Source organism: Streptomyces sp. NPDC051677 (genome assembly GCF_044453465.1).
Classification (GTDB): Bacteria; Actinomycetota; Actinomycetes; order Streptomycetales; family Streptomycetaceae; genus Streptomyces.
On record NZ_JBITCT010000070.1, the window covers coordinates 13,081 to 37,370 of the forward strand.

Genomic DNA, 24,290 nt, shown 5'->3' on the forward strand with positions numbered 1-24,290 from the left:
CGGTCGGGCCGTCGGGGGTCCCGGCGTTCGTGACCGGCGGAGGCAGCGCGCCCGCCCCTCCGCCGGTCGATGCGAGATGCCGGTCAACTGGTGGCGCAGGCACCTCCGTTGAGGGTGAACGCGGTCGGTGCGGTGTTGGTCGCGCCCTTGCTTCCGATGAAGCCGACGGTGACCGAGCCGGCCGCGGGGATGGTGGCGGTGTAGGAGGCGGGGGCGACGCTCACCGTGCCGCCGGTCTGGGTGGCGGTCCCGCCCCACATGTTGGTGACGGTCTGCCCGTCGGCGAAGGCGAAGCCGAGCTTCCAGCCGCTGATGGCGGTGGCGCCGGTGTTGCGCACGGTGATCTCGCCCTGGAAGCCGCCGGGCCACTCCCCCACCACGCGGTAGCCGACGGAGCAGGCCACGGCCGGTGCGCTGCCGGTGGTGACGTTCACCGCGGCCGAGCGGGCGGAGCGGTTGCCTGCTCCGTCGCGGGCGTAGACAGCGAAGGTGTACGCGGTGCTCGCGGTCAACCCGGTCACGGTCGCGCTGTTGGTGGTGGACGCGGCGACGGGGGTCTCGGTCGTTCCGTTGATCCGCACTACGTCGTAGCCGGCGACGCCGACGTCGTCGATGGCGGCGGACCAGGTGAGGGTGGCGGAGGTGGCCGTCACGGCGGAGGCTGTCGGGGCGCCGGGGGCGGTCGGCGCCTGGGTGTCGCCCGGGGCGCCGCCCCCGTAGACGGTGGCTTCCTTCGCGGTCTGGGCGATGCCGTTGACGCCGTTGAAGACCCGCTTTCCCCACGAACTGAGCTGCGTGGGATCGAAGTTGAGCGTCAGGTCGAGGATCGGGTCGGTGTTGCCGCTCCAGGACCAGGCCAGGTAGCCGAGCTTGAGCTGCTGGGCGGCGGCCATCATGGTGTCCTCGTCGGGGTCGCCCCACTGGTCGGCGGGGCCGCCGAACTCACCGATGAGGATGGGGAGTTTGGCGTTGACGAAGGCGTTCAGGTAGTCGGTGATCTCCGCCGCGGTGTCGTAGACGCTGTACATGTGGATCGAGAAGATCAGGTTGCCGGTGGGGTCGGCGGCGTAGACGGACTGGGCGTTGGCCCGCATGACGCCCTGCAGGTCCTGGCCCCAGTTGGGTGCGTCCACCATGATCGTGTGCTCGAACCCGGCGGCGCGCAGCTTCTTGATCGCGGCGATGGTGGGGGCAGTCCAGCCCTCGGGGCTGCTGTTGCCCCAGGGCTCGTTGCCGATGTTGACGACGATGTAGTTCTCCTGGCCGGCGAGCACGCTCTTCAGGCCGATCCAGTAGTCGGCCGCCTGGTCGAGCGTGCCGGCCGCGCTGTCCTCGCCGTAGCCGGTGGTGTCGTGCACCTCCAGGACGCAGATGAGCCGGTTGGCCTTGCACTGGGCGACGACGGTCGCCACGTCCGCGGCGCTGTTGGCGGTCCAGCGATGGCCGTCGGCGAGGACGACGCGCACGGTGTTGGCGCCCATCGCCTTGATGTCGGCGAGCGACTGCTGCGTCTTGCCCTGATACCAGGTGTGGGCGTGGTTGACGCCGCGCATGACGAAGTCGTTCCCGTTGCCCTCGACCAGGCGGCCGTTGCTGATGTGCAAGCCGGTGGCGAGGGCCTTGGACGACGGCTCTGCCCGGCCCTGGGCCTGCGCGACGGCCGGGCAGAGGACGCCGACGAGGACCACCAGCCCGAGGAAGGCGGCGAGCCTGGTCAGCAGGGCCGTCAGGGGCCGTGGACGGGGGCTGGTGCGTGTCGTGCTTCTTGTAGTGCTTCTTGTCGTGCTTCTTGTCGTTCTCACTGCGACTCCAGGAGTGAGGCCAAGAAACGGAGGTATGGGAGCGCTCCCATGAAGCCATCGCGTCAAGTACACGTCAAGACATCGCGCAGGGGATCGAGGAGGGGGCGGTCTCGCTCGGCCAGGCGGCGCCGCCCCCGTGCCGGGTGTCAGGCGAGGGTGACCTCGACGGGCAGTTTCTTGATCCCGTTGACGAAGTTGGAGCGCACGCGCGGGACGTCGCCGGCCAGGCGGATGTCGGCGAGGCGCGGGATCAGCTCCTCGAACATGATGCGGATCTCGGTGCGGGCCAACAGGTTGCCCAGGCACAGGTGGGGGCTGCCCTTGCCGAAGGTGACGTGGTCGTTGTGCTGCCGGGCGACGTCGAAGTCGTAGGGGTCGCCGAAGACGTCCTCGTCGCGGTTGCCGGAGGCGAACCACATCACGACCTTGTCGCCCTCCCTGACCTGCTTGCCGCCGAGTTCGACGTCCCGGGTCGCGGTGCGCCGGAAATGGTAGACGGGCGAGGCCCAGCGCAGGAACTCCTCCACCGCGGTGGGGATCAGGGACGGGTCGTCCTTGAGCCGGGCGAGCTGCTCGGGGTGCTGGAGGAGGGCCAGCATCGAGTGGGTGATGGTGTGCCGGGTGGTCTCGTTGCCGGCCACGACCAGGAGCAGGAAGTAGTTGTCGAAGTCCCGCGCCGAGAGCGGGACTCCGTCGCGTGGAGTGGTGTTGACGAGCTTCGAGACCAGGTCGCCGCCCTCGCCCCCGCGCCGCTGACGCGCCAGCTCCCGTCCGTATGCGAAGACTTCGAGCGAGGCGGGCGAACGGAACGGCAGATCGCGGTACTTCTCGCTCTCCGCGCTGTGCAGCAGGACGTCCGCGTAGTCGGGGTCGGTGTTGCCGATGATGCGGTTGCCCCAGTCGATGAGCTGCTGGTTGTCCTCGGGCGGGACGTCCAGCAGCCGGGCCAGCACGTTGATGGGGAAGTCGGCGGACACCTCCTTCACGAAGTCGAAGGCGCCCTTGGCCAGGGCCGCGTCCAGGGTCTTCGCCGTCAGACCGCGCAGGAAGTCGGCGTAGCTGTTGATGACGCCGGCGCCGAACTGGCGCTGGATCACGCTGCGCAGGGCCCGGTGACGGACGCCGTCCAGCTCCAGGATGGAGGCGCGCTTGTTGATCTGGTCGTCGTCGACCTCCTCGAGGTTGACGAACCTGGTGGAGGTGAAGGTCTCGGCGTCGCGATCGACGCGGGCGATGTCGGCGTGCCGGGTCACCGCCCAGAAGCCGGAGTTGGGGGCCTCCTCGGGCTGCCAGTGCACCGGGTCCTCGTGGCGCAGGGTGTGGAACATGCGCCAGGGCGTGACCCCGTCGGTGAAGTTGTCCAGGTCGGCGAGGTCGACGTCGGCGAGCGGCATGGGCTCGCTCACGGCGGGGGTCAGGATCTCGGTCATGCGTGGCTCCCAAGGGGCGCAGTCGTCACGGTGTGACAGCTGTCGTGACGGTCACAGGTGGTGGGCGTACTCGGTGAACTCCCAGTCGGTGACGTGCCGTTGGAAGCGTTCGACCTCGTTGCGCTTGTAGGTGAGGAAGGAGCTGGTGAAGCTCTTGCCGAGGAGTTCGGTCAGGGCGGTGTCCGCCTCCAGCGCGTCGAGCGCGGCGGACAGGGTCATGGGCAGGACGGCCGCCTTGGCGGTGTCGTAGCCGTAGCCCTCCAGCGGGGCGGGCGGCTCCTCGCCGGCCTCGATGCCGAGCAGGGCCGCGGCGACGGTCCCGGCGATCAGCAGGTAGGGGTTGGCGCTCGCGTCGCCGAGCCGGAGTTCGAGGCGCGCTCCGGGCCCGCGCTCGGGCGGGACGCGGACCATCGCGCTGCGGTTGTCCAGGCCCCAGTCGATCAGCCAGGGAGCGAGGGTGTCGGGGCCGAAGCGCTTGGCGGAGTTGACGGTCGGATTGGCCAGCGCGGCGAGGGCGGGCGCGTGCGCGAGGACACCGGCGACGGCGTGCCGGGCCCGGGCGGACAGTCCGTACGCGCCCGCGGGGTCGTCGAAGGCGTTGCGACCCTCGGCGTCCTCGCACGACAGGTGAAGGTGGAAGCCGGAGCCGCCGGCGTCGTTGAAGGGCTTCGCCATGAAGGTGGCGAGCCGGCCCTCCCGGCGGGCCAGTTCCTTGATCGCGGCCTTGAAGCGGAAGGCCCGGTCGGCGGCCGACAGCGCCTCCGAGTGCAGGAGGTTGATCTCGAACTGGCCGCCGTCGAACTCGTGATTGCCGCTGAGCACGCCGATCTTCAGATCGCGGACGTGTCGCAGGGTGCGCAGCAGGTGGTTGTCGGGGTCCGCGCGCAGTCCCGCCGTGTAGACGACGCCGCGGTCCCGTGCGTAGCGGCGCCAGCCGCCGGCCGGGTCCGGTTCGCACAGGAAGTACTCCAGCTCGGGTCCGACGACCGGACGCAGGTCCCGCTCCCGGCATCGGGCGAGGACGCCCCGCAGCAGGTCGCGGGGCGACTCGGGCGCCGGGGCCCCCGTGGCGGGGTCGACGACGTCCGCGAGACACGTGGCGACACCGGGCTCCCACGGGAGCGCGACCAGCGTGTCGAGGTCCGGTCGTACCGTGATGTCCGGCAGCCCCGCGTCCAGGCCGCCGTCGACCGGTACGACGTCCCCCTGCGGACTGGTGTGGTAGACCGCCCGGCAGAAGGCGAGTCCGTGCTCCATGGCGCGGGGCAGCTCCTCCAGCAGCACGTCCCGGGCGCGGTCGGTGCCCATGAGGTCGGGATAGGTCACCCGGACGACGTCGATGCCGTCGGCGGCGAGCCGCTCCATGGACCGGCGGATGTCTGGGATGTCGTGAGCGCTCACCGATTCTCCTCGGGCGGATGGGACGGGTGGCGAGAGGGCGACGCCGGCCGGGGGCGGGGGGGAAGGCCACTCCGGCATGTCGTTTGAACCCGAACGGTAAGGACCGTGTTCGCCGTCCCGCAAGGGGGCCGCCCCAAAAATTTATCCACCTGGACAGGTATTGACCAGGATCGAGCCGCTTCCTATGTTGTTTGAAGCCAAACGAGTCAGGGGTGCGGCTCCTTCGCACCCCTTTGGCCGGGGCCCGGCCGCAGCACCGCAACGCTGCCGGGCCCCTCTCCCCCCGCTCTTCGCCCGCTCCGACGCCCTCACCCTCTGGAGGAACGGCCATGAAGGTCGTCGTCGACATGAACAAGTGCCAGGACCACGGCCAGTGCGTCTTCGCGGCCCCGGACGTCTTCTCACTGGACGCCGACGGCCGCCTGGCCTACGTCCCCGACCCCGACGACGCGCTGCGCGACGAGGTCGAGGAGGCCGCGGACGTGTGTCCGCTGCAGGCCATCCGGATCGAGGACTGAGGCCCCGTGACCGGAACTGCCACCGGACGCATCGTCGTCGCGGGCGCCTCGATGGGCGGTCTGCGCGCCGCCGAACAACTCCGGGCGGCGGGCTGGACGGGCGCCGTCACGGTCGTCGGGGACGAGCCCCACATGCCCTACAACCGTCCGCCCCTGTCCAAGGAGGTGCTGGCCGGGAAGGCGCCGTTCGCGTCACTGGCCTTCACCCCGAAGGCGGCCGCCGCCGACGTGGAGTGGCGGCTCGGGACCAAGGTCGTCGCGGCTCACCTCGACCGGCGGACCGTCGCACTCGACGACGGTTCGTCGCTGTCGTACGACGGGCTGGTCGTCGCCACCGGCATGCGGCCCCGGCGGCTGCGCTGCCCGGGCCTGCTCACCGGCCGCCACACCGTCCGCACCCTCGCGGACGCCCAGGCGCTGCGCGAGGAGCTGACCCGGCCCGGTGTCCGCGTGGTCGTGGTCGGGGCCGGCTTCATCGGCTGCGAGGTCGCCGCCACGGCCGTCGGCCTGGGCGTCGCCGAGGTGACGGTCGTCGATCCGCTGCCGCTGCCCATGGTCGGCCCGCTGGGCGACCTGGTCGCCCGCGCGCTGCTCAAGCGGCACGAGGAACGCGGGGTGCGCTTCGGGCTCGGCGTCGGCGTGAGCGGCTTCGAGGACGACGGCGGGGGCCAGGGTGCGGCCGACGGCCGGGTCACCGGGGTACGCCTCACCGACGGACGCGTGCTGCCCGCCGATGTCGTCGTCGAGTGCGTCGGCTCGGTCGCCAACGTCGAGTGGCTGGACGGCAACCGGCTCGACCTCGCCGACGGGGTGCTCACCGACGAGCACCTGCGGGTCGGGGGGCGTCCGGAGGTCGTCGCGGTCGGTGACGTGGCCCGTTTTCCCAACGCCCGCTACGACGGCGTACCCCGCCGGGTCGAGCACTGGTCGATCCCGGCCGACACCGCCAAGCACGCGGCGAAGGTGCTCGTCGCCCATCTCATGGGCGCGGAAGAGGAGTCGGCCTCCTTCGCCCCGTTGCCCACGTTCTGGAGCGATCAGCACGAGTTCCGGCTGCAGTCCTTCGGGGCGCCGGTGCTCGGCAGGGACGACGTCCGTGTCCTGGACGGCGACCCGGACGGGGACGTCCTCGTCGGCTACCACGTCGACGGCCGGCTCGTCGGCGTCGTCGCGCTCGGCGGCCGCACCAACGCCATGGGCGCCGCCCGATACCGCGCCCAGCTGCTGCGGCAGCCCGCCCTCACCTCGTAAGGAGCCTTGAGTGACCAGTGTCCGCGGTTACTTCCACCCCAAGACGGCGAGCGGCGGCTCGTCGCTCATCCCCGCCCCGCCGTGGCGCTACTCCGGCGACCTGCTCACCGTCGAATACCGCACGGATCCCTCGCGGGTGCGTGAACTGCTGCCCGAGCCACTGGAGTTGGCCGAGGAGGACCCTGGCGCGGTGGCGTTGATCTGGGCCGACTGGCAGTCCTGTTCGGCAGAGGGATCCGAGCTGCTCGATCCTGTGCTGGCGCAGTACAAGGAGGCGTTCGCGGTCGTCCGGTGCTCGTACCGGGGCCGGACCTACTCGCGGTGTGTGTACATCTGGGTCGACAAGGACTTCGCCATCGCGCGGGGACTGCACCAGGGGTATCCGAAGAAGCTGGGATCGATTCACCAGACCCGCCCTCATCCGTACGGCCCTGCCCCGCGCATCGAGGCGGGCGCCCGCTTCGGGGCGACGCTCGCCGCGGCGGACCGGCGGCTCGCCCAGGCTGTGGTCACCCTGCGGGAGCCTTCCGAGACGAACGGCTTCGTGAACGGGCATCCCATGGCTCATCACCGGTGGCTGCCTTCGATCGAGAAGGGGAAGGGGCTGGCGCTCGATGAACTGATCGAGTCCGGGGCCGCTTCGTTCGAGGGCGGACAACCGTGGGTCGGGGAAGCGGAGTTGGAGCTGTTCGAGTCGCCTGCCGAGGAGTTGGCCCGGTTGGAGATCCGTGAGCCCATCGCCGCGTACTACCGGCAGGTGGGGGTGGTCTGGGACGGGGGTCGGCTGTTGGAGGCGGGGACTTCCGAAGCGTCCGCCGAGTGATGCCGGCGGGCGGCTGCGCGTCGTTCGTGGCCGCCCGTGCCCGGCGGCGGAGCCGCAGCTGCCAGAGCCCCGCGCCCCCAGGTAAGTCACCTTGCCCCTCTTCGGTCAGGAGCCCCGTTCCCATGTCCCAGACATCCCACTTGTCCCACACCATCAGCGTCGGCGGTGTCGTCGTCGACACCCGGCACTGGATCGGCGGCGAGCGCGTCGCCTCCGTCGAGACGTTCACCGATGTCTCGCCCGTCGACGGCGCCGTCCTCGGGGAGATCGCCCGGGGCGGACCCGCCGAGGCCGAGGCGGCTGTCGCCGCTGCCAAGGCGGCGTTTCCCGGGTGGGCCGGTACCTCCCGTGCCGCACGCGCCCGGGTGCTGCACGCCATCGCCGACGGTGTCGAGAAGCGGCTCGAAGAGCTCGCCATCGTCGAGACCACCGACAACGGCGCCCTGCTGCGGTCCCATCGCCGGGGTGTCATGCCCCGGGTCGCGCACAACTTCCGCTTCTTCGCCGACTGGCTGCTCTCGCTCGATCACGAGGACTTCGAGACGCGCGGGCACACCAACCACGTCAGCTGGGACCCGGCCGGGCCCTGTGTGCTGATCACGCCGTGGAACGCCCCGCTCATGCTGGCCACCTGGAAGGTCGCCCCGGCGCTCGCCGCCGGGAACACCGTGGTCCTCAAGCCCGCCGAGTGGTCCCCGCTGACCGCCTCCCTGCTCGCCGACATCGCCGCCGAGGCCGGGCTGCCCGCCGGGGTGCTCAACGTCGTCCAGGGGTACGGCTCGGAGATCGGCGACGCCCTCACGTCACACCCGGACGTGCGTCGCATCAGCTTCACCGGCTCGGTGCCGACGGCCCAGCGGATCGCCGGATCGGCCGCCGCCAACCTCACCCCGCTGAGCCTCGAACTCGGCGGCAAGTCACCCCTGTTGGTGTTCGCCGACGCGGATCTCGACCTCGCCGTCGACCTCGCGGTGGAGCAGTACGACAACGCCGGGCAGGTCTGTCTCGCCGCGACGCGGATCCTCGTCGAGGAAGCGGTCGCCGAGGAGTTCACCCGGCGGCTCACGGCGAAGGCCTCGCGACTCACCCAGGGCGATCCGCGGGAGGAGGCCACCGACCTCGGGCCCACCGTCCATCCCCGCCAGCTGGAGAAGATCGACGGGTTCGTGCGGCGGGCGGTCGAGGCAGGCGCCCGCATCCTGCTCGGCGGCCACCCCAAGGACGGCCGGTACTACGCGCCGACGCTCCTCACCGACGTCGCCCAGGACTCGGAGATCGTGCAGGAGGAGGTCTTCGGGCCGGTGCTGACGCTGCAGACCTTCGCCGGCGAGGAGGAGGGCGTCCGGCTCGCCAACGACACCCGTTTCGGACTCGCCGCGACCGTCGCCACGGGTGACCGGGAGCGCGCCGAACGCGTCAGCGGACAGCTCGTCGCCGGCACGGTCTGGGTCAACTGCTTCTTCGTCCGCGACCTCCAGGCGCCCTTCGGCGGCTCCCGCCAGTCCGGCGTCGGGCGCGAGGGCGGCACCTGGAGCTTCGACTTCTACTGCGACCTGAAGAACACCGTGACCGCGCCGACCGGATGGACCGACCATGGGTGAGATCGTCGGGGCGGGACTGCTCGCCCATGTCCCCACCATCGTGCTGCCCGAGGCAGACCGGCTGGAGCTGAACGAGGGCAAGGAGATCACCCTCGTCACCGGACTCCACCAGCTCCGCACAGAGGTCTTCGAGCGCGACGACTACGACACCGTCGTCGTCCTCGACTCCCACTGGGCGACGACGGTCGAGTTCGTCGTCACCGCGCAGGCGCGCCGCGCCGGCCTGTTCACGTCCGAGGAGCTCCCGCGCGGCATGTGCCGGATGCCGTACGACTTCCCCGGTGATCCCGAACTCGCCCGCAGCGTCGCGAAGTTCGCCGACCGGCACGGCACCTGGATCACCCCCGTCGAGGACGACTACCTGCCGATCTACTACGCCACCGTCAACCTCTGGAAGTTCCTCGGCGAGGGGCTGCCGGACAAGCGGTGGGTGACCATCGGCGTCTGCCAGACCGGTGACATGGAGGACCATCTGCGGCTCGGGCGCGCGCTCGCCGACGGCATCGCCGCCACCCCGGGGCGGCGCGTCCTGCTGATCGCCTCCGGCGCCCTGTCGCACACCTTCTGGCCGTTGCGCGAGATCCGCGACCACGAGGCCAGCGACCCGGTGCACATCCGCACCCCCGAGGCGCGGGAAGCCGACCACGAGCGCATCGGCTGGTTCAAGGAGGGTCGCCACGACAAGGTCCTCGACACGATGGACGAGTTCTGGCGGTACAAGCCCGAGGCGAAGTTCTTCCACTACCTGATGATGGCCGGCGCCCTCGGCGAGCAGGCCTGCACCGCCCGGGCCCGGCAGTACGGCGAGTACGAGAACTCCGTCGGCACCGGCCAGGTCCACCTGTGGTTCGACCGGCCGGCCGACGGCTGGACCGGCGCCGGCGCGCCCTCGTCCGCCGCCCCGCACCACCCCCGTCGCCGTAGCTGAGGAGTCACCGTCATGCCCGAGTACCGCCGTATCCTGCTCGACGGCGCCGTCGTCGACACCGTCCGCGAGGGCGACGAACTCGTCGCCGGGGACGGCCGCCGCCTCAAGATCGAGGACGCGAACCACCTGCCGCCGGCCGTTCCCTCCAAGGTGATCGCCGTCCATCTCAACCACCGCAGCCGTGTCGACGAGTTCCGGATCGACCTCCCCGAGACGCCCACGTACTTCCACAAGCCGACCTCCTCCCTCAACTCCCACCGGGGCGCGATCGTGCGCCCCGAAGGCTGCAAGTGGCTCAACTACGAGGGCGAGGTCGCCATCGTCATCGGCAGGACCGCGCGGAACATCTCCCCGGACGAGGCGGGCGACTTCATCGCGGGATACACGATCGCCAACGACTACGGCCTGCACGACTTCCGCGACACCGACGCCGGCTCCATGCTGCGGGTGAAGGGCTCCGACACACTCTGCCCGCTCGGGCCCGGCCTGGTCACCGACTGGGACTTCCACGGCAAACGGCTGCGGACCTACGTCAACGGCGAGGCAGTGCAGGACGGTTCGACGGACGAGATGCAGTGGGACATGCACTACCTCGTCGCCGACATCGCCCGGACGATCACCCTGCACCCCGGTGATGTGCTGCTGTCCGGCACCCCCGCCAACTCCCGGCCCGTGCAGCCGGGCGACGTCGTGGAGGTGGAGGTCGAGGGCCTGGGCCGGCTCACCAACCACGTCGTCACCGGCCCGACCGCGATCCGCGCCGACGTCGGCGCCCAGCCCACCGAGTCCGAGGAGGTGCTGTCCACCGCACTCGGCGGCGACTGGGAGTTCCGCGGCATCCGCGCGCCCAGGCGGTGAGCGACCCTTCGGCGCCCGGCCCTTCGGTGCGCGGGCGGGCCGGTAGGGTCGCCGTCATGACCGAGTCCGCCGCACACCCCGAAGGACACGAGCCGCGCCGGCGCATGAACTACGGGGAGGGCCGGGAGGCCCTGCTCAACGCCGCCGTACGGGTCGTGGCGAGGGGCGGGCTGCGCAAACTCACCTACCGGGCCGTGGCACAGGAGGCGGGGACGACGCACGGGCTGGTCGTGCACCACTTCGGCTCGCGGGACGCGCTGATCGAGGAGGCCCTCGCCCACGCGATCCGCACCTCGCTGAGCAGCAGCGCGCTCGAACCCGGCACCGGTGAGGTCGCCGACTTCTCGGCCGGGCTCTCCGAGATGGTCACCGGCGACCCGGACATACAGGCCTTCCAGTACGAGCTGCTGCTGGAGTCCCGCCGCCGGCCCGAGTTGCTGCCGCAGATCAGGGCCCTGTACGACGACTACTTCGACGCGACCGGGCGCGAGCTGTCGCGGATCCTCCCCCAGGACGCCGGCCGCGCCCTGACCCGGCTGGTCTTCGCCGCCCTGGACGGGCTCGTCCTGCACCAGCTCGTCTTCGGCGAGCCCGAGGTCACGGACGGGGCCGTCGACGAGCTGCACCGGCTGATCCGCCTGCTCAAGGCCGACGTGGCCGACGTGGCCGACGTGGCCGACGTGGCCGACGTGGCCGACGTGGCCGACGTGGCTGAAAAGGACGCCGGCTCGCCGTCGGAGCACTGACCGGTCCGCCGTCGTCCCCGGCCGACGCGTCCTGGGGGACTACTTGCGCGCACCCCCTTGCCAAACGGATAGTTCCAGCCCACCATGAGGCAACTCGTTTGGCCTGAAACGACATCCTCTCTTCGCTCTCAGGCAGGTGATCCGCGTGGACAGTCAGACGGCGGTCAGAAACCAGACCGCGGCCGACGCCTCCACCGCAGGCAGGCTCAAGCCCAACTCGCTCGGCGTGCTGGGCATCCTCTTCTTCGTCCTCTCCGCCCAGGCGCCCCTCACCGGCATCGCGGGCGCCGTCCCCATCTCGGTGGCCCTCGGCAACGGGCCCGCCGCCCCCGCCGCGTACGTGGCCGCCGGCGCGATCACCCTGCTGTTCTCGGTCGGCTTCGTGGCCATGGGCCGCCATGTGGTGAACGCCGGCGCCTTCTACACCTACATAGGCAAGGGCCTCGGCCGCTCCCTCGGCGCCGGGAGCGCCGGGATCGCGCTCTTCTCCTACTGCGCTATCCAGGCCGCCATGTACGGGCTGTACGGAGCGACTGTGAGCGGCCTGCTGGCGGCCCACACCGGGGCGGACGCGCCCTGGTGGGTGTGCTCCCTGGTCACCATGGCGATCGTGCAGGTCCTGGGCGGTGCGGGCATCGAGATGGGCGCCAAGGTGCTGGCGGTCTTCGTGCTGGCCGAGTTCAGCATCCTGACCGTCTTCGCCCTGGTCACCCTCCTCAAGGGCGGCGGCCCGGAAGGGCTCGGGATCACCGAGTCGTTCTCGCCGGGCGCCGCCCTGAAGGGAGCGCCGGGCGTGGCGCTGATGTTCTCCGTGGCGTCGATGGTCGGCTTCGAGGCGACCGCGATCTACGGCGAGGAGGCGCGCGAGCCGCGCAGGACGGTGCCCCGGGCCACGTATCTGGCCGTCGCCCTGGTCACCGGGTTCTTCGCCTTCACCTCCTGGATGCTGATCTCGGCCCACGGCGCCTCGAAGGCCACCGCGGCGGCCGGACAGGCACTGGCGAGCGGCGACTCCACGGGCTTCGTGTTCGCGCCGATCGCCGACCTGTTCGGCGGCTGGGTGAACGACGTCCTGCCAGTCCTGCTGGCCACCTCGCTCTTCGCCGGCGTCCTCGCCTTCCACAACTCCGCCAACCGCTACCTGTTCTCCCTCGGCCGCGACGGACTGCTGCCGCGCAAGCTGACGTCGCTCAACCGCCGGCACTCCCCCGGCGTGGCGGGCGGTGTGCAGACGGCCGTCGCCGTCGCCCTGGTCCTCCCCTTCGCGTTGGCCGGCAAGGACCCGGTGCTGACGCTGTTCTCCTGGGGCAGCGGCGTGGCCGTCCTCGGGATCATGCTGCTGTACTTCCTGACCTCGGTCTCGGTGGTCGCCTTCTTCCGGCGCGAGCGCCTGGACACCCGGCCGTGGAACACGCTGATCGCCCCGGCACTGGGCGCGCTCGGCATCGTCGGCGCGATCTGGCTGGTCGTGGAGAACTTCACCACGCTCATCGGCGGGGAACGCTCCACCGCCCTCTGGCTGGAGCTCACCGTCCCGGCGGTCCTGGTCGCCGGAGTGCTCACGGCCCGCCTGACCCGCAAGCCGACCGCCGACAACTGAGGCGCACCGACCGTGCGGCCCGGTCCCCCACCGGGCCGCACGGCACCGCACCCGCCCGGCGGTGAGCTCGCATCCGCGCCCCGTGAGCCGGTCGCCGACCAGGCCCGGCTCCGTCGCGTGATCTTGCGAGGGGCCCGTCGAATCCATATCGTTTGGAATCAAATGATATGACCGTGAAGGGAAGACCAGGCATGCCGGACCTCACCCACGACGAGTGGCTGCACCGCGCCAAGACCTTCGAGCTGTCCGGCGCCCACCACATCGACGGCGCCGACGAGGGCGGCGGCGGAGCCGTGTTCGCGGCCGTCTCCCCCCGGGACGGCCGGCTGGTCGCTCAGGTCGCCGACGGCGGCGCGGCCGAGGTGGACGCCGCTGTGGCGGCTGCCCGCCGCGCCTTCGACACCGGCCCCTGGCCGCGCCTCGCACCCGCCGAACGCGGCCGGACGCTGATCCGGATCGCCGAACTGTGCGAGGAACGGCGGGAGGAACTCGCGCTCGCCGTCACGCTGGAGATGGGCAAGCCCGTCGCCGACGCGTACGCGATCGAACTGCGGGCCCTCATCAACACCTTCCGCTGGTACGGGCAGTTGGCCGACAAGTTCACCGACGAGTCCCCGCACACCGCTTCCGACGCGCTCGCCCTGGTCACCCGGGAGCCGACCGGAGTCGTCGGCGCGGTCGTGCCCTGGAACTTCCCGCTCACACTGGCGGGCTGGAAGATCGCCCCGGCGCTGGCGGCCGGCTGCACGGTCGTGCTCAAGCCGTCGGAGAACTCGCCGCTGTCCGCCCTCCTGCTGGGCCGGATCGCCACCGAGGCCGGGCTGCCGCCGGGCGTGCTCAACGTGGTCAACGGCGACGGGCCGGTGGCCGGCCGGGCCCTCGGTCTGCACCCCGACGTCGACGTCCTGGCCTTCACCGGCTCCGCCGCCGTCGGCCGCCAGTTCCTGCGCTACGCCGCCGACTCGAACCTCAAGCGCGTCTGGCTGGAGCTGGGCGGCAAGTCACCGAACATCGTCCTGCCCGACGCCCCCGACCTGGAGCAGGCCGCCGCCACCGCCGCCTGGGGCGTCTTCTTCAACCAGGGCGAGATGTGCACCGCCCCCTCCCGGCTGCTGGTGCACTCCTCCATCGCCGAACGCGTCACCGAAGCCGTCGTCGCCCGGGCCCGGGAGCTGCGCGTCGGCGACCCGCTCGACCCGGCCACCGAGATGGGCGCGCTGGTCGGCGCGGCCCACCTGGAGCGCGTGCACGGCCATGTCCGGACCGGGCTCGCCGAGGGCGCCCGGCTCCGGACCGGCGGCGAGCGCGTCCTCGCCGACACGGGCGGCAGCTATCTGGAGCCGACCGTCTTCGACCACGTGGACCCCGGCATGCGGCTGGCCCGGGAGGAGATCTTCGGGCCCGTGCTGTCGGTGCTCTCCTTCGACGACGTCGACGAGGCGGTGCGGCTGGCCAACGCGACCGAGTACGGGCTCGCCGCCGGCCTGTGGACCTCCGACCTGTCCACCGCGCACCGGGTGGCGCGGGCACTGAAGGCCGGCACGGTGTGGGTCAACTGCTACGAGGAGGGCGACCTGACGGTCCCCTTCGGCGGCATGAAGCAGTCGGGCAACGGTCGCGACAAGTCCGTCCACGCCGTGGAGAAGTACACCGAGCTCAAGACCACCTGGATCCAGCTGTGACCCGACCGCTGATAGCGATCCCCGCCCGCTTCGCCGCCACTGCCTCGGCACTGCGCTACGCGGCCGAGGTCAACGCCCGCGCCCTGCTGGAGGCGGTGTGGCGGGCCGGCGGGGAACCGGTCGGCATCCATCCGGTCGACACCGACGTCGCCCGGCGGCTCACCCGCTTCGACGGCGTCGTCCTCCCCGGCGGCGGCGACCTCGCCCCGCACCGCTACGGCGCCGCCGGCGCGCATCGGAGCGTCTACGACGTCGACGACCTCCAGGACGCCTTCGACCTCGAAGTCGCCCGCCGCGCCCTGGAGTCGGGCCTGCCCCTGCTCGCGGTGTGCCGGGGCCTGCAGGTCGTCAACGTCGCCCTCGGCGGCACGCTGGAGCAGGACATGGGCGGTCCGGAGCTCGAACACCGGCACGTCGTGCACCCGGTGGAGATCCGCCGCGGCACCCTGCTGGAGCAGACCATGGGCGTGGCGAAGGCGGAGGCCTCCTGCTACCACCACCAGCGGGTCGATCTCCCGGGCCGCGGCCTGGACATCGCCGCCCGAGCCGCCGACGGCACCGTCGAGGCCCTCGAACTCCCGGGCGCCCGTGGCTGGTTCACAGCCGTCCAGTGGCACCCTGAGGACACGGCCCACGAGGACCCGGCCCAACAGCGACTCTTCGACACCCTGATCCGAGCGGCCCACGACGGCCGCTGAGGCTGAGAAGCCGAGAAGCCGAGAAGCCGACAGGCCGAGAGGCCGACAGGCCGAGAAGCCGACAGGCCGAGAAGCCGAGAAGCCGAGAAGCCGAGAAGCCGACAGGCCGAGAAGCCGACAGGCCGACAGGCCGAGAGCCGGGGTCCAGGGCCCGGACGGGCGAGGGATTCGTGGGTCAGGACTTCGGGCGGCGGCCGCTGCGGCGGGGGGCCGGGGCGGCGCCGTCGAGGAGGGCGGTGCGGCGTTCCTCGCCCTCCTCCTCGACCTGGCGGACGACGCGGCGCAGCCCGTCGGCGACGGTCCGGCACTCCTCGTCGCTGAGGCGGCTCGCCACGAAGGCCTCCTCCTCGTTGAAGGCCGGGAACAGCCGCTGCATCAGCGCCTCCCCCTCGTCGGTGAGGCTCAGCAGGACCAGCCTGCCGTCGGCGGGGTGCCCGGCCCGCCGGACGAGCCCCCGCCCCTCCAGCGTCCGCGACACGCCGGTGAGCGTGCCCTTGGAGATCCCGGCCTCCTCCGCGACGTGCCGCGTCTCCGACTCCCCCCACACCCACACCACCCACAGCACGACGAACGCCGTCCACGTCAGGTCGGAGCCGCGCAGCACGGAGTTCTCCAGGTGCTGCCGTACCGCCGAGGCGGCGCGGTAGATGTTGGCGACGACGGCCATCTGCTCCCGCCGCAGCGCGATCCCCCCGAGTTTGGCCTCGGCGAGCTTCTCGGCTTCGGCGATGGATCGCTGGCCGGGCATCGGCACACTCCTTCGGCCACCTGGTACGTGGATCGTCGTGTTGTTCGGACTCAAATTGTACGAAACGACAGGGCCACGGGCAGGACGCCGCCAAAGACAGGGCTTCTTCTCACGCGGTGAGCGCCTGGACACGGCGCATCACGTCGCGGCAGAACGCGCCGATCCCGGCCGGGTCGTCGATGAACTGGTTCGGTTTGACGCAGAACGTGGTGAAGCCCTGCTCCAGCTGTTCCGGGATGCCCGCGAGCGCCGCGCCGAGGTCCGCCGTGGAACGGTCGTCGGGGAAGACCGCCTGGGCGCCGCCGATCATCTCCAGGCCGGCGACGTCCCGGCCGGCCGCGGCCATGGCCTCCTTGAGCGCGTGCATGTCCTGCGGTGTCGGCCGCCCCAGCGGGTGGAAGCCGTGGCCGTACCGCACGAGCCGGCGCAGGACGGGCCCGCCGAGGCGTTGGCCGCCGAACCAGAGTCGCGGCCCTTCGGGTCGGAACGCCTTCGGCTCGAAGTAGACGTCCCGGAACGGGTAGTGCTCGCTCTCGTGGGAGATCGGCGACGGTCCCCAGGCCTTCGCCCAGACGTCGAGGTGTTCGTCGAGCAGCCGCCCGCGACGTCCGAAGGGGACGCCGAGGGCGTCGTACTCGTCCCGGCTCCAGCTCACCGTCGGCTGCACCAGCAGCCGCCCCTCGCTGATCAGGTCCAGGGTGCCCAGCTCCCGGGCCATCAGCAGCGGATGGCGCAGCGGCGCCAGGACCGCGGCGGCGGCCAGGCGCAGGCGCTCGGTGACGGAGGCGATGGCGGCGAGCAGCAGCAGCGAGTTGGGCCACGGCGTGCCGGGGTCCTGGTTGCCCGGCAGGGCGTAGTCCCGGGGGTTGCCCATGACGCCGTCGGCCGCCGCGTCCGGACCGAGCACGATGTGCTCGCTGACCATGACCGAGTCGAAGCCGGCGTCCTCGGCCTCGCGCGCCCAGCGGACGGCCGCGGGCAGGTCGGCCCGGCCGCCGGTGAGCGTCCAGTTCTCACTGAGGACGAGCAGCATGCGGGGTGCGGTGCTCATGTCTTCTCCCTGTCTCTCGGCTCGGGTTTCTGTCTCCTTTCTCCTCTCGTCCTCAGCGTTCGTGCACGATGCGGCCGTCGAACACGGTCAGGTCGATCTCGGCGTCCGTGAGGGTGTGCGGGTCCCGGTCCAGCAGGGGGCGGTCCAGGACGCACAGGTCGGCGACCTTGCCGACCTCGATGGACCCCTTCCAGTCCTCGGCGAAGTCCTGCCGGGCCGGGTGGACGGTGTAGGAGCGCAGGGCCTCGGCCAGCGACACGCACTGCTCCGGGCCGCTCTGCCTGCCGCTGGCCTTGGACTCGCGCAACAGCATCGCGGTCACCCCCTGCCGCCAGTCGGGCTGGGTGATCGGCGCGTCGGAGCTGGCGCACACGGCCACCCCGGCCTCGACGGCGGACCGTACGGGCCACTGGTAGGCGGAGCGTTCGGGGCCGACGACCTCGTCCATCAGGTCGGAGACGGTCCACTTGATGGCCGGGTTCATGTTGACGCCGTAGCCGTGGGCGGCCAGCCGGGCGAGGCTGCGCGCGCCGATGAAGTCGCCGTGGATGACGTAGTGCCGGGCGTCGGGCCGCGGCGCGGCGGTGTTCGCGGCGACGAACGCGTCGACGACCTCGTCGATCGCCCGGTCGCCGGTGACGTGCACGCCCACCTGGAAGCCCGCCTCGTGGGCGACGCGGATCATCTCGCGCAGTTCGTCGCTGCGCAGCGCGGGCGTGTCACCGTGCACGCACAGCGCGCCGTGACCGCCGTCGGCGTACGGCTCGTTCATCCACGCGGTGCGGTTGGGCGGCACGCCGTCGGCGAAGATCTTGACGCCGATGGCGTTCAGCAGGCGCGGGTCCGCGGACTCGGGGCGGCGCAGTTCGGCCAGTCCCTTGCGCACGTCGTCGGCCGAGCCGCCCATCGGGGCGGGCAGCAGCAGGACGCTGACGCGGGCCTGGAGTCGACCGGTCGCGGCGAGATCGGCGTAGGCGGTCCAGTTGTCGGTGCTCAGCCCCCCGAAGAGGGAGGTGGCGCCGCCCGGACCCAGGCCGGGCTCGGTGTAGCTGGTGATGCCGCGGGCGTGGAGTTCGCGCACCACGCCCTGGATGGCCTGCCGGCGTTGCTCGACGGTGGGCGAGGGCAGGCCGGCGTTGACGAGTTCCTGGGCGGCCTCGCGCAGGATGCCGGTGGGCCGGCCGTCGGGGTCGGTGTCGATGACACCGCCGGGCGGGGGCACGCTGGCCGCGTCGATGCCGCAGTGGCGCAGGGCGGCGCTGTTGACCCAGACGAGGTGTGAGGAGAAGTGGGTCAGACAGACGGGGTTGTCGGGTGCGACGGCGTCCAGGTCCCGGCCGTGCGGGAAGCGCCGCGGGTCGGCCAGGCACTCCGCCAGATAGCCGTTGTCCCAGCCCAGCCCGATGATCCAGTCGCCGGGCCGGGCGGTGCGGGCCGCGCGCTGCACGGCGTCGGCGATGTCGGCGATCGAGCCGACCGCCGGGTGGCCGACGTCGAGGGCGAAGGGCGGCCTGGTCATGCCGTACGCGGCGCCGTGCAGGTGGGAGTCGTTGATGCCGGGCAGCACGGTCCGGCCGCCGAGTTCGACGAGCCGGGTGCCGGGTCCGACGAGGGCGCGCATCTCCGTGTCGCTGCCGACGGCGACGATGTCACGGCCGCGCACGGCCACGCCCTCGGTCACGGTGAAGTCGCCGTCGACGGTCAGGACCTGGCCGCCGGTCAGGACGAGGGAGGGGGCGCTGTCGTTCACGTGAGTCCTCTCGGAGTGGGGGGCGGGATGAGGGGGTGTCGGTCACCGGTTCAGGCGGGGGCCGACGTAGGCGAGCGCCGCGCCCGCCACCAGCGCGGTGCCCTGCGCCATCTGCTGCCAGAACGTCGGCACGCTCAGCAGTGTCAGGCCGTTCTGCAGACAGCCGAGGAACAGCACGCCGAGCAGGACCCCGAAGACGGAGCCGGAGCCGCCGGTGAGCGCGACCCCGCCGAGCAGCACGGCCGTGAGCACGGTCAGCTCGAATCCGGCCCCCGAGGTGCCCGCGACGACGCTGTCCAGCACCGACGCCTTGATCGCCCCGGCCAGGGCCGCCGCGACGCCGGTGACGACGAACAGCGCGAACGGCGCACGGCGCACCCCGATCCCGGACAGGTAGGCGGCCTCCCGGTTGACGCCGATCGCGAAGACGTGCCGGCCGGCCGGGGTGAGCGCCAGGAACAGTGCGCCCGCCGCGAGGACGAGCGCGGCGATGACGACCGGCGCGTCGATCCCGGCGATCCGTGCCCCGCCGAGCCAGGCGAACCCGGTGCCGAATCCGCTCAGCGGCAGCGGGAAGAGCTGCTGCGCGAAGCCGCGCACCGCCGTCAGCATGCCCAGTGTCACGATGAACGCGGACAGCCCCAGGTAGCAGCACAGGACGCCGTTCACGGCGCCGACCGCCGCGCCCACCGCCAGCGCGCCGAGGACGGCGACGACCGGCGACTGGTGCTGCTGCCCGGCGAGCCAGCCGGCCACCAGCCCGCCGAGGGCGAGGGTGGAGCCGACGGAGAGGTCGAGGTAGCCGCTGATGACCAGCAGGGCGAGCGGCACGGCCACGATGGCGAGGGCAGCGGCGTCGGTGGCGATGCCGCGCAGGTTGCCGGCGTCCAGGAAGCTGCCGGTCGTCAGCTGGAAGACGGGCGCCATCACGGCGAGGACCAGCAGCAGCGGATGCCGTCGGACGGCGTTCAGCGCGGTGTCCGCCGCCGTGCGCGGGGTCGGCAGGAAGCGTCCGGCGGAGCTGGAGGGCGAGGTCGGCGTCGGAGTCGGGTTGGGGGTCGAGGGGGTGGTCGCGGTGGTCATGCCGCTCCTTGCGAGGTCGGGGCCGCCGGGTGGTCGGCTTCGTGGACGGCCGAGAGCAGGGCGGCCTCGGTGAGTTCGCCGCCGGACAGCTCGCCGACGACTTGGCCGGCGGAGACGATCAGGCAGCGGTGGGCGAGCGCGACGACCTCCTCGGGGTCGCTGGAGGCGAACAGCACGGCCGTGCCCCGCTGTTCGGCCAGAGCGGACACCACCTGGTAGATCTCCTGCCGCGCGCCCACGTCGACACCCTGGGTGGGCTCGTCGAGGAGCAGGACGTCGACGTCGCGGGCTTCGTTGATCCACCGGCCCAGGACGAGTTTCTGCTGGTTCCCGCCGGAGAAGGCGGCCGCCGGCCGGTGTGGGACGGCCGGGCGCAGGCCCACGGCGCCGGACAGGGCGCCGAAGATCCGCCGCTCGGCGCGCAGGGCTCGCGCTCCGTGGCGGGCGAGGGCGCTCACCGAGGGGAGCAGTGCGTTGTCCTGTGCGCTGAGCACCGGGAAAACCGCCTGGCGGCGTCTGTCCCCGGGGACGAGGGCGATGCCTGCGGCCAGGGCGTCCGCGGGCCGGGTGGGTGTGACGGTGCGGTCGCCCACGCGGATGGTTCCGGCTGCGGCGGGGCGGCTTGCGAAGAGGGTTTCCAGGATGCGGGTGCGCCCCGCGCCGATCAGGCCGTACATCCCTACGATCTCGCCCTCTTCGATGTCCAGGTCGACAGGGCCGAAGCCGGGGCCTTGCAGGGCTGTCACGGTGAGGCGGGGCCGGCGGGGGCGCCTGCGGAGTGGGGGCTTCATGTCGTGGGGCGGCGACAGGGTTGTAGGTGGCTGGTCGCGCAGTTCCCCGCGGCCCTGGCGTCGGTCCCCTGGGCCGCGGTCGAGAGGAACCGTGGCTCCGGCGATCGCCTCTACCAGCTCCCTTCTCGTCCGGCCCGACGCCGTCGACCGATGGCTCACCCGGCCGTCCCGCAGGACCGTCACCGCGTCTGCCAAGCGCTCCACCTCGGCCAGGAGATGGGTGACGTAGACGATGGCCAGGCCCTGGGTGCGCAGGTGTTCCACGCGTTCGGCGAGGGCGTCGCTCTCGGGGCCGGACAGGGCGGCGGTGGGCTCGTCCAGGACCAGGACCGAGGCGCTGCGGCTCAGCGCCTTGGCGATCTCCACCAACTGGCGTTGCCCCATGGGAAGTCCGCCCACGCGGTCGCGCGGTGAGCAGGTCGCGGCGACCCGTTCCAGCAGGCCCGCCGCCACCTCCTCCTGGGCGCGGCGGTGAACCGTTCCGTACCGGGTCCACTCCTGGCCGAGGAAGATGTTCTCGGCGACCGTGAGGGAGTCGACGACGCTGAGAGTCTGGAAGATGATCGCCACGCCGGCGGCGATCGACTCCCGCGGACTGAGGCGGGTGTAGGCGGTCCCGCCCACCTCGATCGTGCCGGTGTCGGGCGGGTAGGCGCCGCCGAGGCACTTGATGAGGGTCGACTTGCCGGCGCCGTTGTGGCCGAGGAGCGCGTGCACCTGGCCTGCCGGGACGGTGAGGTCGACGCCGTCCAGTGCGCGGACGCCGCCGAAGGACTTGCCGAGGCCGCGGATGCGCAGAGTCGGTTGCGTCATGGCGGGCGCCTAGGAGTTCTGGGCGAGGAGGGCGTCGATGCGCGCGGCGTCGCCGGGGCCGACGAGGGTGACGGGGACCTGGACGCTCGGGTTGGCCTTGCCGGCGGCGACCGCGAGGGGGACGTCGACGATGGCGTTCGCGATGTCCTGCGGCGCCAGGGCGGCCGAGGCTCGGTAGAAGGTGCCCTGCTTGATCGCCAGGAGGGAGGGGGCCGCGCCGTCCTGTCCGCCGACGAAGGTCCTGGCGTCGGCCGTCTTGCGGCCCGTCTGCTGGAGCGCCTTGTACCCGCCGTAGGCGGCGGCGTCGGTGACGCCGAGGATGAGGTTGAGGTCGGGGTGCTTGGCGAGGACGGCACGGGACTTGGACAGTCCGGTGTCGGGGTCGATGGCCTGCTCCTGGGCGACCACGTCGACGCCGGGCGCGGCCTTGGTGAAGGCGTCGATCATTCCCTTGGTGCGCTCGCGGCCGAGTTGGATCGTGCTGTCGGTGAGGAACGCGATCTTGCCCTTGCCGCCGAGCTGCTCGTTGGCCCACTTGGCGGCCGCCTCCCCGAGGAGCGTGCCGCCCTTGAGGAAGCTGAACTGGATGTCGGCGCTCTGGTGCTCCAGCGATCCGCCGTACGTCACCCAGATCAGCCCCGCGTCGAGCGCGGTCCTGGCGATCGACTCGGTGGCCTCGAAGACCATCGGGAAGCACACGATGGCCTGCGTCTTCTGGGAGACCCAGGTGTTCAGGTTGGTGGCCTGGGTGTCGGCGCTGCCGGCGTCGCTCGTGGTCAGCAGGGAGACGCCGTGCTTCTTCGCGGCGGCGGAGGAGAGCTTGACCAGCGTCGAGTAGAGGGGGAGCTGGGTGAAGGGGTAGTCGAGGCCGATCTTGGTGAGGGTCTTCGGGCCGGCCGCCGAGGCTCCCGCGGCCTGTGCGGAGCTCGCGCCGTCGTCCGGCGCCGAACAGCCCGCGGCGCCCAGGAGGGTGGCGGTGAGGGCCCCGCCGGACAGGGCGAGGAACTGCCGGCGTGAGGCCGGGGCGGGCGATGGGACTTGGCTCATGGCGGCGTTCTCCGAGGAATGTGGCCCGGCCCTGCTGGCGTCGGGCGTCCGGCTGTGCCGAACAGGAAAGACCCCGGCGTCCCGCGCCGCCATCCGTACAAATACCGACCGGTGACGGGCCGGGCGGCCGTCGGCGGACATCCGGTCACGAAACGGTGAACGACTTGTCGGGCCGTCCGCAGCGCCATACCGTTAGGGGTCAAACGACATTCCTGGTCGTGGGCCCCCGGAGGCACGCATGATCAGCCACCAGCAGCTCGCGGCGGCCGCCCGCATCGGCATGCTCACCCGCGAACGCGACACCGTCGCCGCCGGCGCCCAGGCGCTGCAGGAGCTCGCCCGCGCCCTCCCGCTCGACGCGGCGACACTGCTGGCGGTCGATCCGATCACCGGCACGCATGTGCAGATCGCGGGCATCGGCTACCCGGCCGGGACGTCCGAGGCGCTGGCCGCCGAGTTCGCCTCGACCCCGTGGTACGCCAACGTCGTCCGGCGGACGCTGCCCCCGTCCATCAGCGAGGACGTCGAGGACATGACGTCCGGCGGGCAGCGCTTCCGCAACGGCTGGTTCTACGCCGAGCGGGTCCGCCCGGCCGGTTTCCGGGACGCGCTGACCGGCGCCCTGCGCCACCACGGCCGCCTGGTGGGCCTTGTCAACCTGTCCGTGGAGGGCACGGGCGCCTACGACACGGAGGCGCGACAGCTGCTCGCCTCGCTCCTGCCCGCCCTGGGCGCCCTCGCCGACCCGACGGCCCACACCGGTGACGTTCATGAGCTGCCGGCCGGAGCAGGCGCGAACCTCGTCACGGCCCAGGGCGTCATCGACCTCCCGGGCCGCGAGGCCGCCGGTGTGCTGGCGGACGGCGAATTCGGCTGCCTGGTCCGGGCGTTCACGGCATCGGGCGGCCTGCGACTGCGGGCGCTGTGGCCGGTGGGGCGCGACTGGCACCGGGTGGTGCTGCGCCGGTGCACGACGGCGTCGCCGATCGCACGGGAGGCCGTCCTGGTGACGCAGACCCCCACCGAGCTGCCGTACGGTCTGAGTCCGCGCGAGCTGGAGGTGCTCACCCGCGCCGCACGCGGTCAGACCAACCAGGCCATCGCGCAGGCCCTGTTCCTGTCGCCGCGGACCGTGCACAGCCATGTCGAGCACCTGCTCCGCAAGACCGGCAGCGCCTCGCGCGCCGAGGCGACGGCGCTCGCCCTGCGGGACGGACTGCTGAGGCCCACGACCGAGGACCTGGAGCACTTCGTGGAGCGGATCCCGCCCGGCTGAGATCCGGCCCGGAGCTCACGCTCAGGCGTCCGTCGGCCGCTCCACGAGGTCGGCGGCCCAGAACCTGCCGTCCGGGTAACGGAATTCGGCGAGGGACTCGGGGTGCATGGCCGCGGAGAAGCCGGGGGTGAGCGGGGCCGTGTAGTGGCCGTCGCGCATCACCACCGGTGCGGTGAAGTGTTCGTGGAGGTGGTCGACGTACTCGATGACCCGGTTCTCGGTGGTGCCGGACAGGGCCAGGTAGTCGAACATCGCCAGGTGCTGCACGAGTTCGCACAGACCGACACCGCCGGCGTGCGGGCACACCGGCACGCCGAACTTGGCGGCGAGCAGCAGGATCGCGAGGTTCTCGTTGACGCCGCCGACCCGGGCCGCGTCGATCTGGAGCACGTC

At 72.0% G+C, this 24,290-nt stretch carries 21 protein-coding genes; 11 read left to right on the forward strand and 10 right to left on the reverse strand.

The genetic code is table 11. The features are described from left to right. Positions 1–83 precede the first annotated feature (83 nt). From ACIBAF_RS44330 to ACIBAF_RS44340, 3 genes are all read right to left on the reverse strand, one after another. Positions 84–1,718, reverse strand: coding sequence for a cellulase family glycosylhydrolase (locus ACIBAF_RS44330; RefSeq protein ID WP_399471699.1), 1,635 nt, complete (start codon positions 1,716–1,718; stop codon positions 84–86). Positions 1,719–1,948: 230 nt separating this feature from the next. After that, a complete protein-coding gene (locus ACIBAF_RS44335; protein ID WP_399471662.1) occupies positions 1,949–3,232 on the reverse strand; it encodes a cytochrome P450 in 1,284 nt (427 codons plus the stop codon). Between the two features lie 51 nt (positions 3,233–3,283). Beyond that, the gene (locus tag ACIBAF_RS44340; RefSeq protein WP_399471701.1) at positions 3,284–4,597 is read right to left on the reverse strand and encodes a glutamine synthetase family protein; all 1,314 of its coding nucleotides are present in this window, start codon (positions 4,595–4,597) and stop codon (positions 3,284–3,286) included. 365 nt (positions 4,598–4,962) lie between these two features. Between ACIBAF_RS44340 and ACIBAF_RS44345 the strand changes: the two genes are divergently transcribed. The 10 genes from ACIBAF_RS44345 to ACIBAF_RS44390 all read left to right on the forward strand — a co-directional run bounded on the left by ACIBAF_RS44345 (position 4,963) and on the right by ACIBAF_RS44390 (position 15,338). Then, entirely contained in the window at positions 4,963–5,151 is a 189-nt protein-coding gene (locus tag ACIBAF_RS44345; protein ID WP_399471664.1) for a ferredoxin, read from the forward strand. A 30-nt stretch (positions 5,152–5,181) separates the two neighbouring features. Next, entirely contained in the window at positions 5,182–6,402 is a 1,221-nt protein-coding gene (locus ACIBAF_RS44350; protein ID WP_399471703.1) for an NAD(P)/FAD-dependent oxidoreductase, read from the forward strand. A 10-nt stretch (positions 6,403–6,412) separates the two neighbouring features. Continuing rightward, a complete protein-coding gene (locus ACIBAF_RS44355) occupies positions 6,413–7,225 on the forward strand; it encodes an acetoacetate decarboxylase family protein (protein ID WP_399471666.1) in 813 nt (270 codons plus the stop codon). Positions 7,226–7,347: 122 nt separating this feature from the next. Then, positions 7,348–8,826, forward strand: coding sequence for an aldehyde dehydrogenase (locus tag ACIBAF_RS44360; RefSeq protein ID WP_399471668.1), 1,479 nt, complete (start codon positions 7,348–7,350; stop codon positions 8,824–8,826). Next, positions 8,819–9,754, forward strand: coding sequence for a 3,4-dihydroxyphenylacetate 2,3-dioxygenase (locus ACIBAF_RS44365; protein ID WP_399471670.1), 936 nt, complete (start codon positions 8,819–8,821; stop codon positions 9,752–9,754). The genes ACIBAF_RS44360 and ACIBAF_RS44365 overlap by 8 nt, the downstream gene beginning before the upstream one ends. A 12-nt stretch (positions 9,755–9,766) precedes the next feature. Next, positions 9,767–10,612 carry a fumarylacetoacetate hydrolase family protein gene (locus ACIBAF_RS44370; protein WP_399471672.1) on the forward strand — a complete coding sequence of 282 codons (846 nt, stop codon included), beginning with the start codon at positions 9,767–9,769 and terminating at the stop codon, positions 10,610–10,612. 56 nt (positions 10,613–10,668) lie between these two features. Beyond that, on the forward strand, positions 10,669–11,358 hold the full coding sequence (locus ACIBAF_RS44375) for a TetR/AcrR family transcriptional regulator (protein ID WP_399471674.1): 690 nt from the start codon (positions 10,669–10,671) through the stop codon (positions 11,356–11,358). A 145-nt stretch (positions 11,359–11,503) separates the two neighbouring features. Next, on the forward strand, positions 11,504–12,958 hold the full coding sequence (locus tag ACIBAF_RS44380) for an APC family permease (RefSeq protein ID WP_399471676.1): 1,455 nt from the start codon (positions 11,504–11,506) through the stop codon (positions 12,956–12,958). Positions 12,959–13,149: 191 nt separating this feature from the next. Further along, positions 13,150–14,640 carry an aldehyde dehydrogenase gene (locus ACIBAF_RS44385; protein WP_399471678.1) on the forward strand — a complete coding sequence of 497 codons (1,491 nt, stop codon included), beginning with the start codon at positions 13,150–13,152 and terminating at the stop codon, positions 14,638–14,640. Continuing rightward, positions 14,637–15,338, forward strand: coding sequence for a gamma-glutamyl-gamma-aminobutyrate hydrolase family protein (locus ACIBAF_RS44390; protein WP_399471680.1), 702 nt, complete (start codon positions 14,637–14,639; stop codon positions 15,336–15,338). Before ACIBAF_RS44385 ends, ACIBAF_RS44390 begins: the two co-directional genes overlap by 4 nt. A gap of 175 nt (positions 15,339–15,513) precedes the next feature. Here the strand turns inward: ACIBAF_RS44390 and ACIBAF_RS44395 are convergent, their stop codons facing one another. From ACIBAF_RS44395 to ACIBAF_RS44420, 6 genes are all read right to left on the reverse strand, one after another. After that, entirely contained in the window at positions 15,514–16,086 is a 573-nt protein-coding gene (locus tag ACIBAF_RS44395; protein ID WP_399471682.1) for a MarR family winged helix-turn-helix transcriptional regulator, read from the reverse strand. A 109-nt stretch (positions 16,087–16,195) separates the two neighbouring features. Further along, positions 16,196–17,137: a TIGR03619 family F420-dependent LLM class oxidoreductase gene (locus tag ACIBAF_RS44400; protein WP_399471684.1), complete on the reverse strand. Its 942-nt coding sequence runs from the start codon at positions 17,135–17,137 to the stop codon at positions 16,196–16,198. Positions 17,138–17,189: 52 nt separating this feature from the next. Further along, positions 17,190–18,887 (reverse strand): amidohydrolase, encoded by a 1,698-nt coding sequence (locus tag ACIBAF_RS44405; protein WP_399471686.1) that lies wholly within the window; start codon positions 18,885–18,887, stop codon positions 17,190–17,192. A 42-nt stretch (positions 18,888–18,929) separates the two neighbouring features. Continuing rightward, a complete protein-coding gene (locus ACIBAF_RS44410; protein ID WP_399471688.1) occupies positions 18,930–19,970 on the reverse strand; it encodes an ABC transporter permease in 1,041 nt (346 codons plus the stop codon). Then, positions 19,967–21,574, reverse strand: coding sequence for a sugar ABC transporter ATP-binding protein (locus ACIBAF_RS44415; protein ID WP_399471690.1), 1,608 nt, complete (start codon positions 21,572–21,574; stop codon positions 19,967–19,969). Before ACIBAF_RS44415 ends, ACIBAF_RS44410 begins: the two co-directional genes overlap by 4 nt. Positions 21,575–21,583: 9 nt before the next feature. Further along, positions 21,584–22,621, reverse strand: coding sequence for a sugar ABC transporter substrate-binding protein (locus tag ACIBAF_RS44420; RefSeq protein ID WP_399471692.1), 1,038 nt, complete (start codon positions 22,619–22,621; stop codon positions 21,584–21,586). Positions 22,622–22,859: 238 nt separating this feature from the next. On the opposite strand from ACIBAF_RS44420, the gene ACIBAF_RS44425 reads away from it, so the two are divergent. Beyond that, positions 22,860–23,897 carry a response regulator transcription factor gene (locus ACIBAF_RS44425; protein WP_399471694.1) on the forward strand — a complete coding sequence of 346 codons (1,038 nt, stop codon included), beginning with the start codon at positions 22,860–22,862 and terminating at the stop codon, positions 23,895–23,897. A 21-nt stretch (positions 23,898–23,918) separates the two neighbouring features. On the opposite strand, the gene ACIBAF_RS44430 is transcribed toward ACIBAF_RS44425, so the two are convergent. Continuing rightward, positions 23,919–24,290, reverse strand: a 372-nt coding sequence (locus tag ACIBAF_RS44430; RefSeq protein WP_399471696.1) for an enolase C-terminal domain-like protein, incomplete at its 5' end; no start/stop codon positions are given.

Excerpts from the sequence above, each read along its gene's own strand:
- ACIBAF_RS44420 (WP_399471692.1), bottom strand. The coding sequence starts at position 22,621 with ATGAGCCAAGTCCCATCGCCCGCCCCGGCCTCACGCCGGCAGTTCCTC.
- ACIBAF_RS44365 (WP_399471670.1), top strand. The coding sequence starts at position 8,819 with ATGGGTGAGATCGTCGGGGCGGGACTGCTCGCCCATGTCCCCACCATC.
- ACIBAF_RS44410 (WP_399471688.1), bottom strand. The coding sequence starts at position 19,970 with ATGACCACCGCGACCACCCCCTCGACCCCCAACCCGACTCCGACGCCG.
- ACIBAF_RS44335 (WP_399471662.1), bottom strand. The coding sequence starts at position 3,232 with ATGACCGAGATCCTGACCCCCGCCGTGAGCGAGCCCATGCCGCTCGCC.
- ACIBAF_RS44340 (WP_399471701.1), bottom strand. The coding sequence starts at position 4,597 with ATGGAGCGGCTCGCCGCCGACGGCATCGACGTCGTCCGGGTGACCTAT.
- ACIBAF_RS44360 (WP_399471668.1), top strand. The coding sequence starts at position 7,348 with ATGTCCCAGACATCCCACTTGTCCCACACCATCAGCGTCGGCGGTGTC.
- ACIBAF_RS44415 (WP_399471690.1), bottom strand. The coding sequence starts at position 21,574 with ATGACGCAACCGACTCTGCGCATCCGCGGCCTCGGCAAGTCCTTCGGC.
- ACIBAF_RS44370 (WP_399471672.1), top strand. The coding sequence starts at position 9,767 with ATGCCCGAGTACCGCCGTATCCTGCTCGACGGCGCCGTCGTCGACACC.
- ACIBAF_RS44400 (WP_399471684.1), bottom strand. The coding sequence starts at position 17,137 with ATGAGCACCGCACCCCGCATGCTGCTCGTCCTCAGTGAGAACTGGACG.
- ACIBAF_RS44345 (WP_399471664.1), top strand. The coding sequence starts at position 4,963 with ATGAAGGTCGTCGTCGACATGAACAAGTGCCAGGACCACGGCCAGTGC.
- ACIBAF_RS44385 (WP_399471678.1), top strand. The coding sequence starts at position 13,150 with ATGCCGGACCTCACCCACGACGAGTGGCTGCACCGCGCCAAGACCTTC.
- ACIBAF_RS44425 (WP_399471694.1), top strand. The coding sequence starts at position 22,860 with ATGATCAGCCACCAGCAGCTCGCGGCGGCCGCCCGCATCGGCATGCTC.
- ACIBAF_RS44395 (WP_399471682.1), bottom strand. The coding sequence starts at position 16,086 with ATGCCCGGCCAGCGATCCATCGCCGAAGCCGAGAAGCTCGCCGAGGCC.
- ACIBAF_RS44375 (WP_399471674.1), top strand. The coding sequence starts at position 10,669 with ATGACCGAGTCCGCCGCACACCCCGAAGGACACGAGCCGCGCCGGCGC.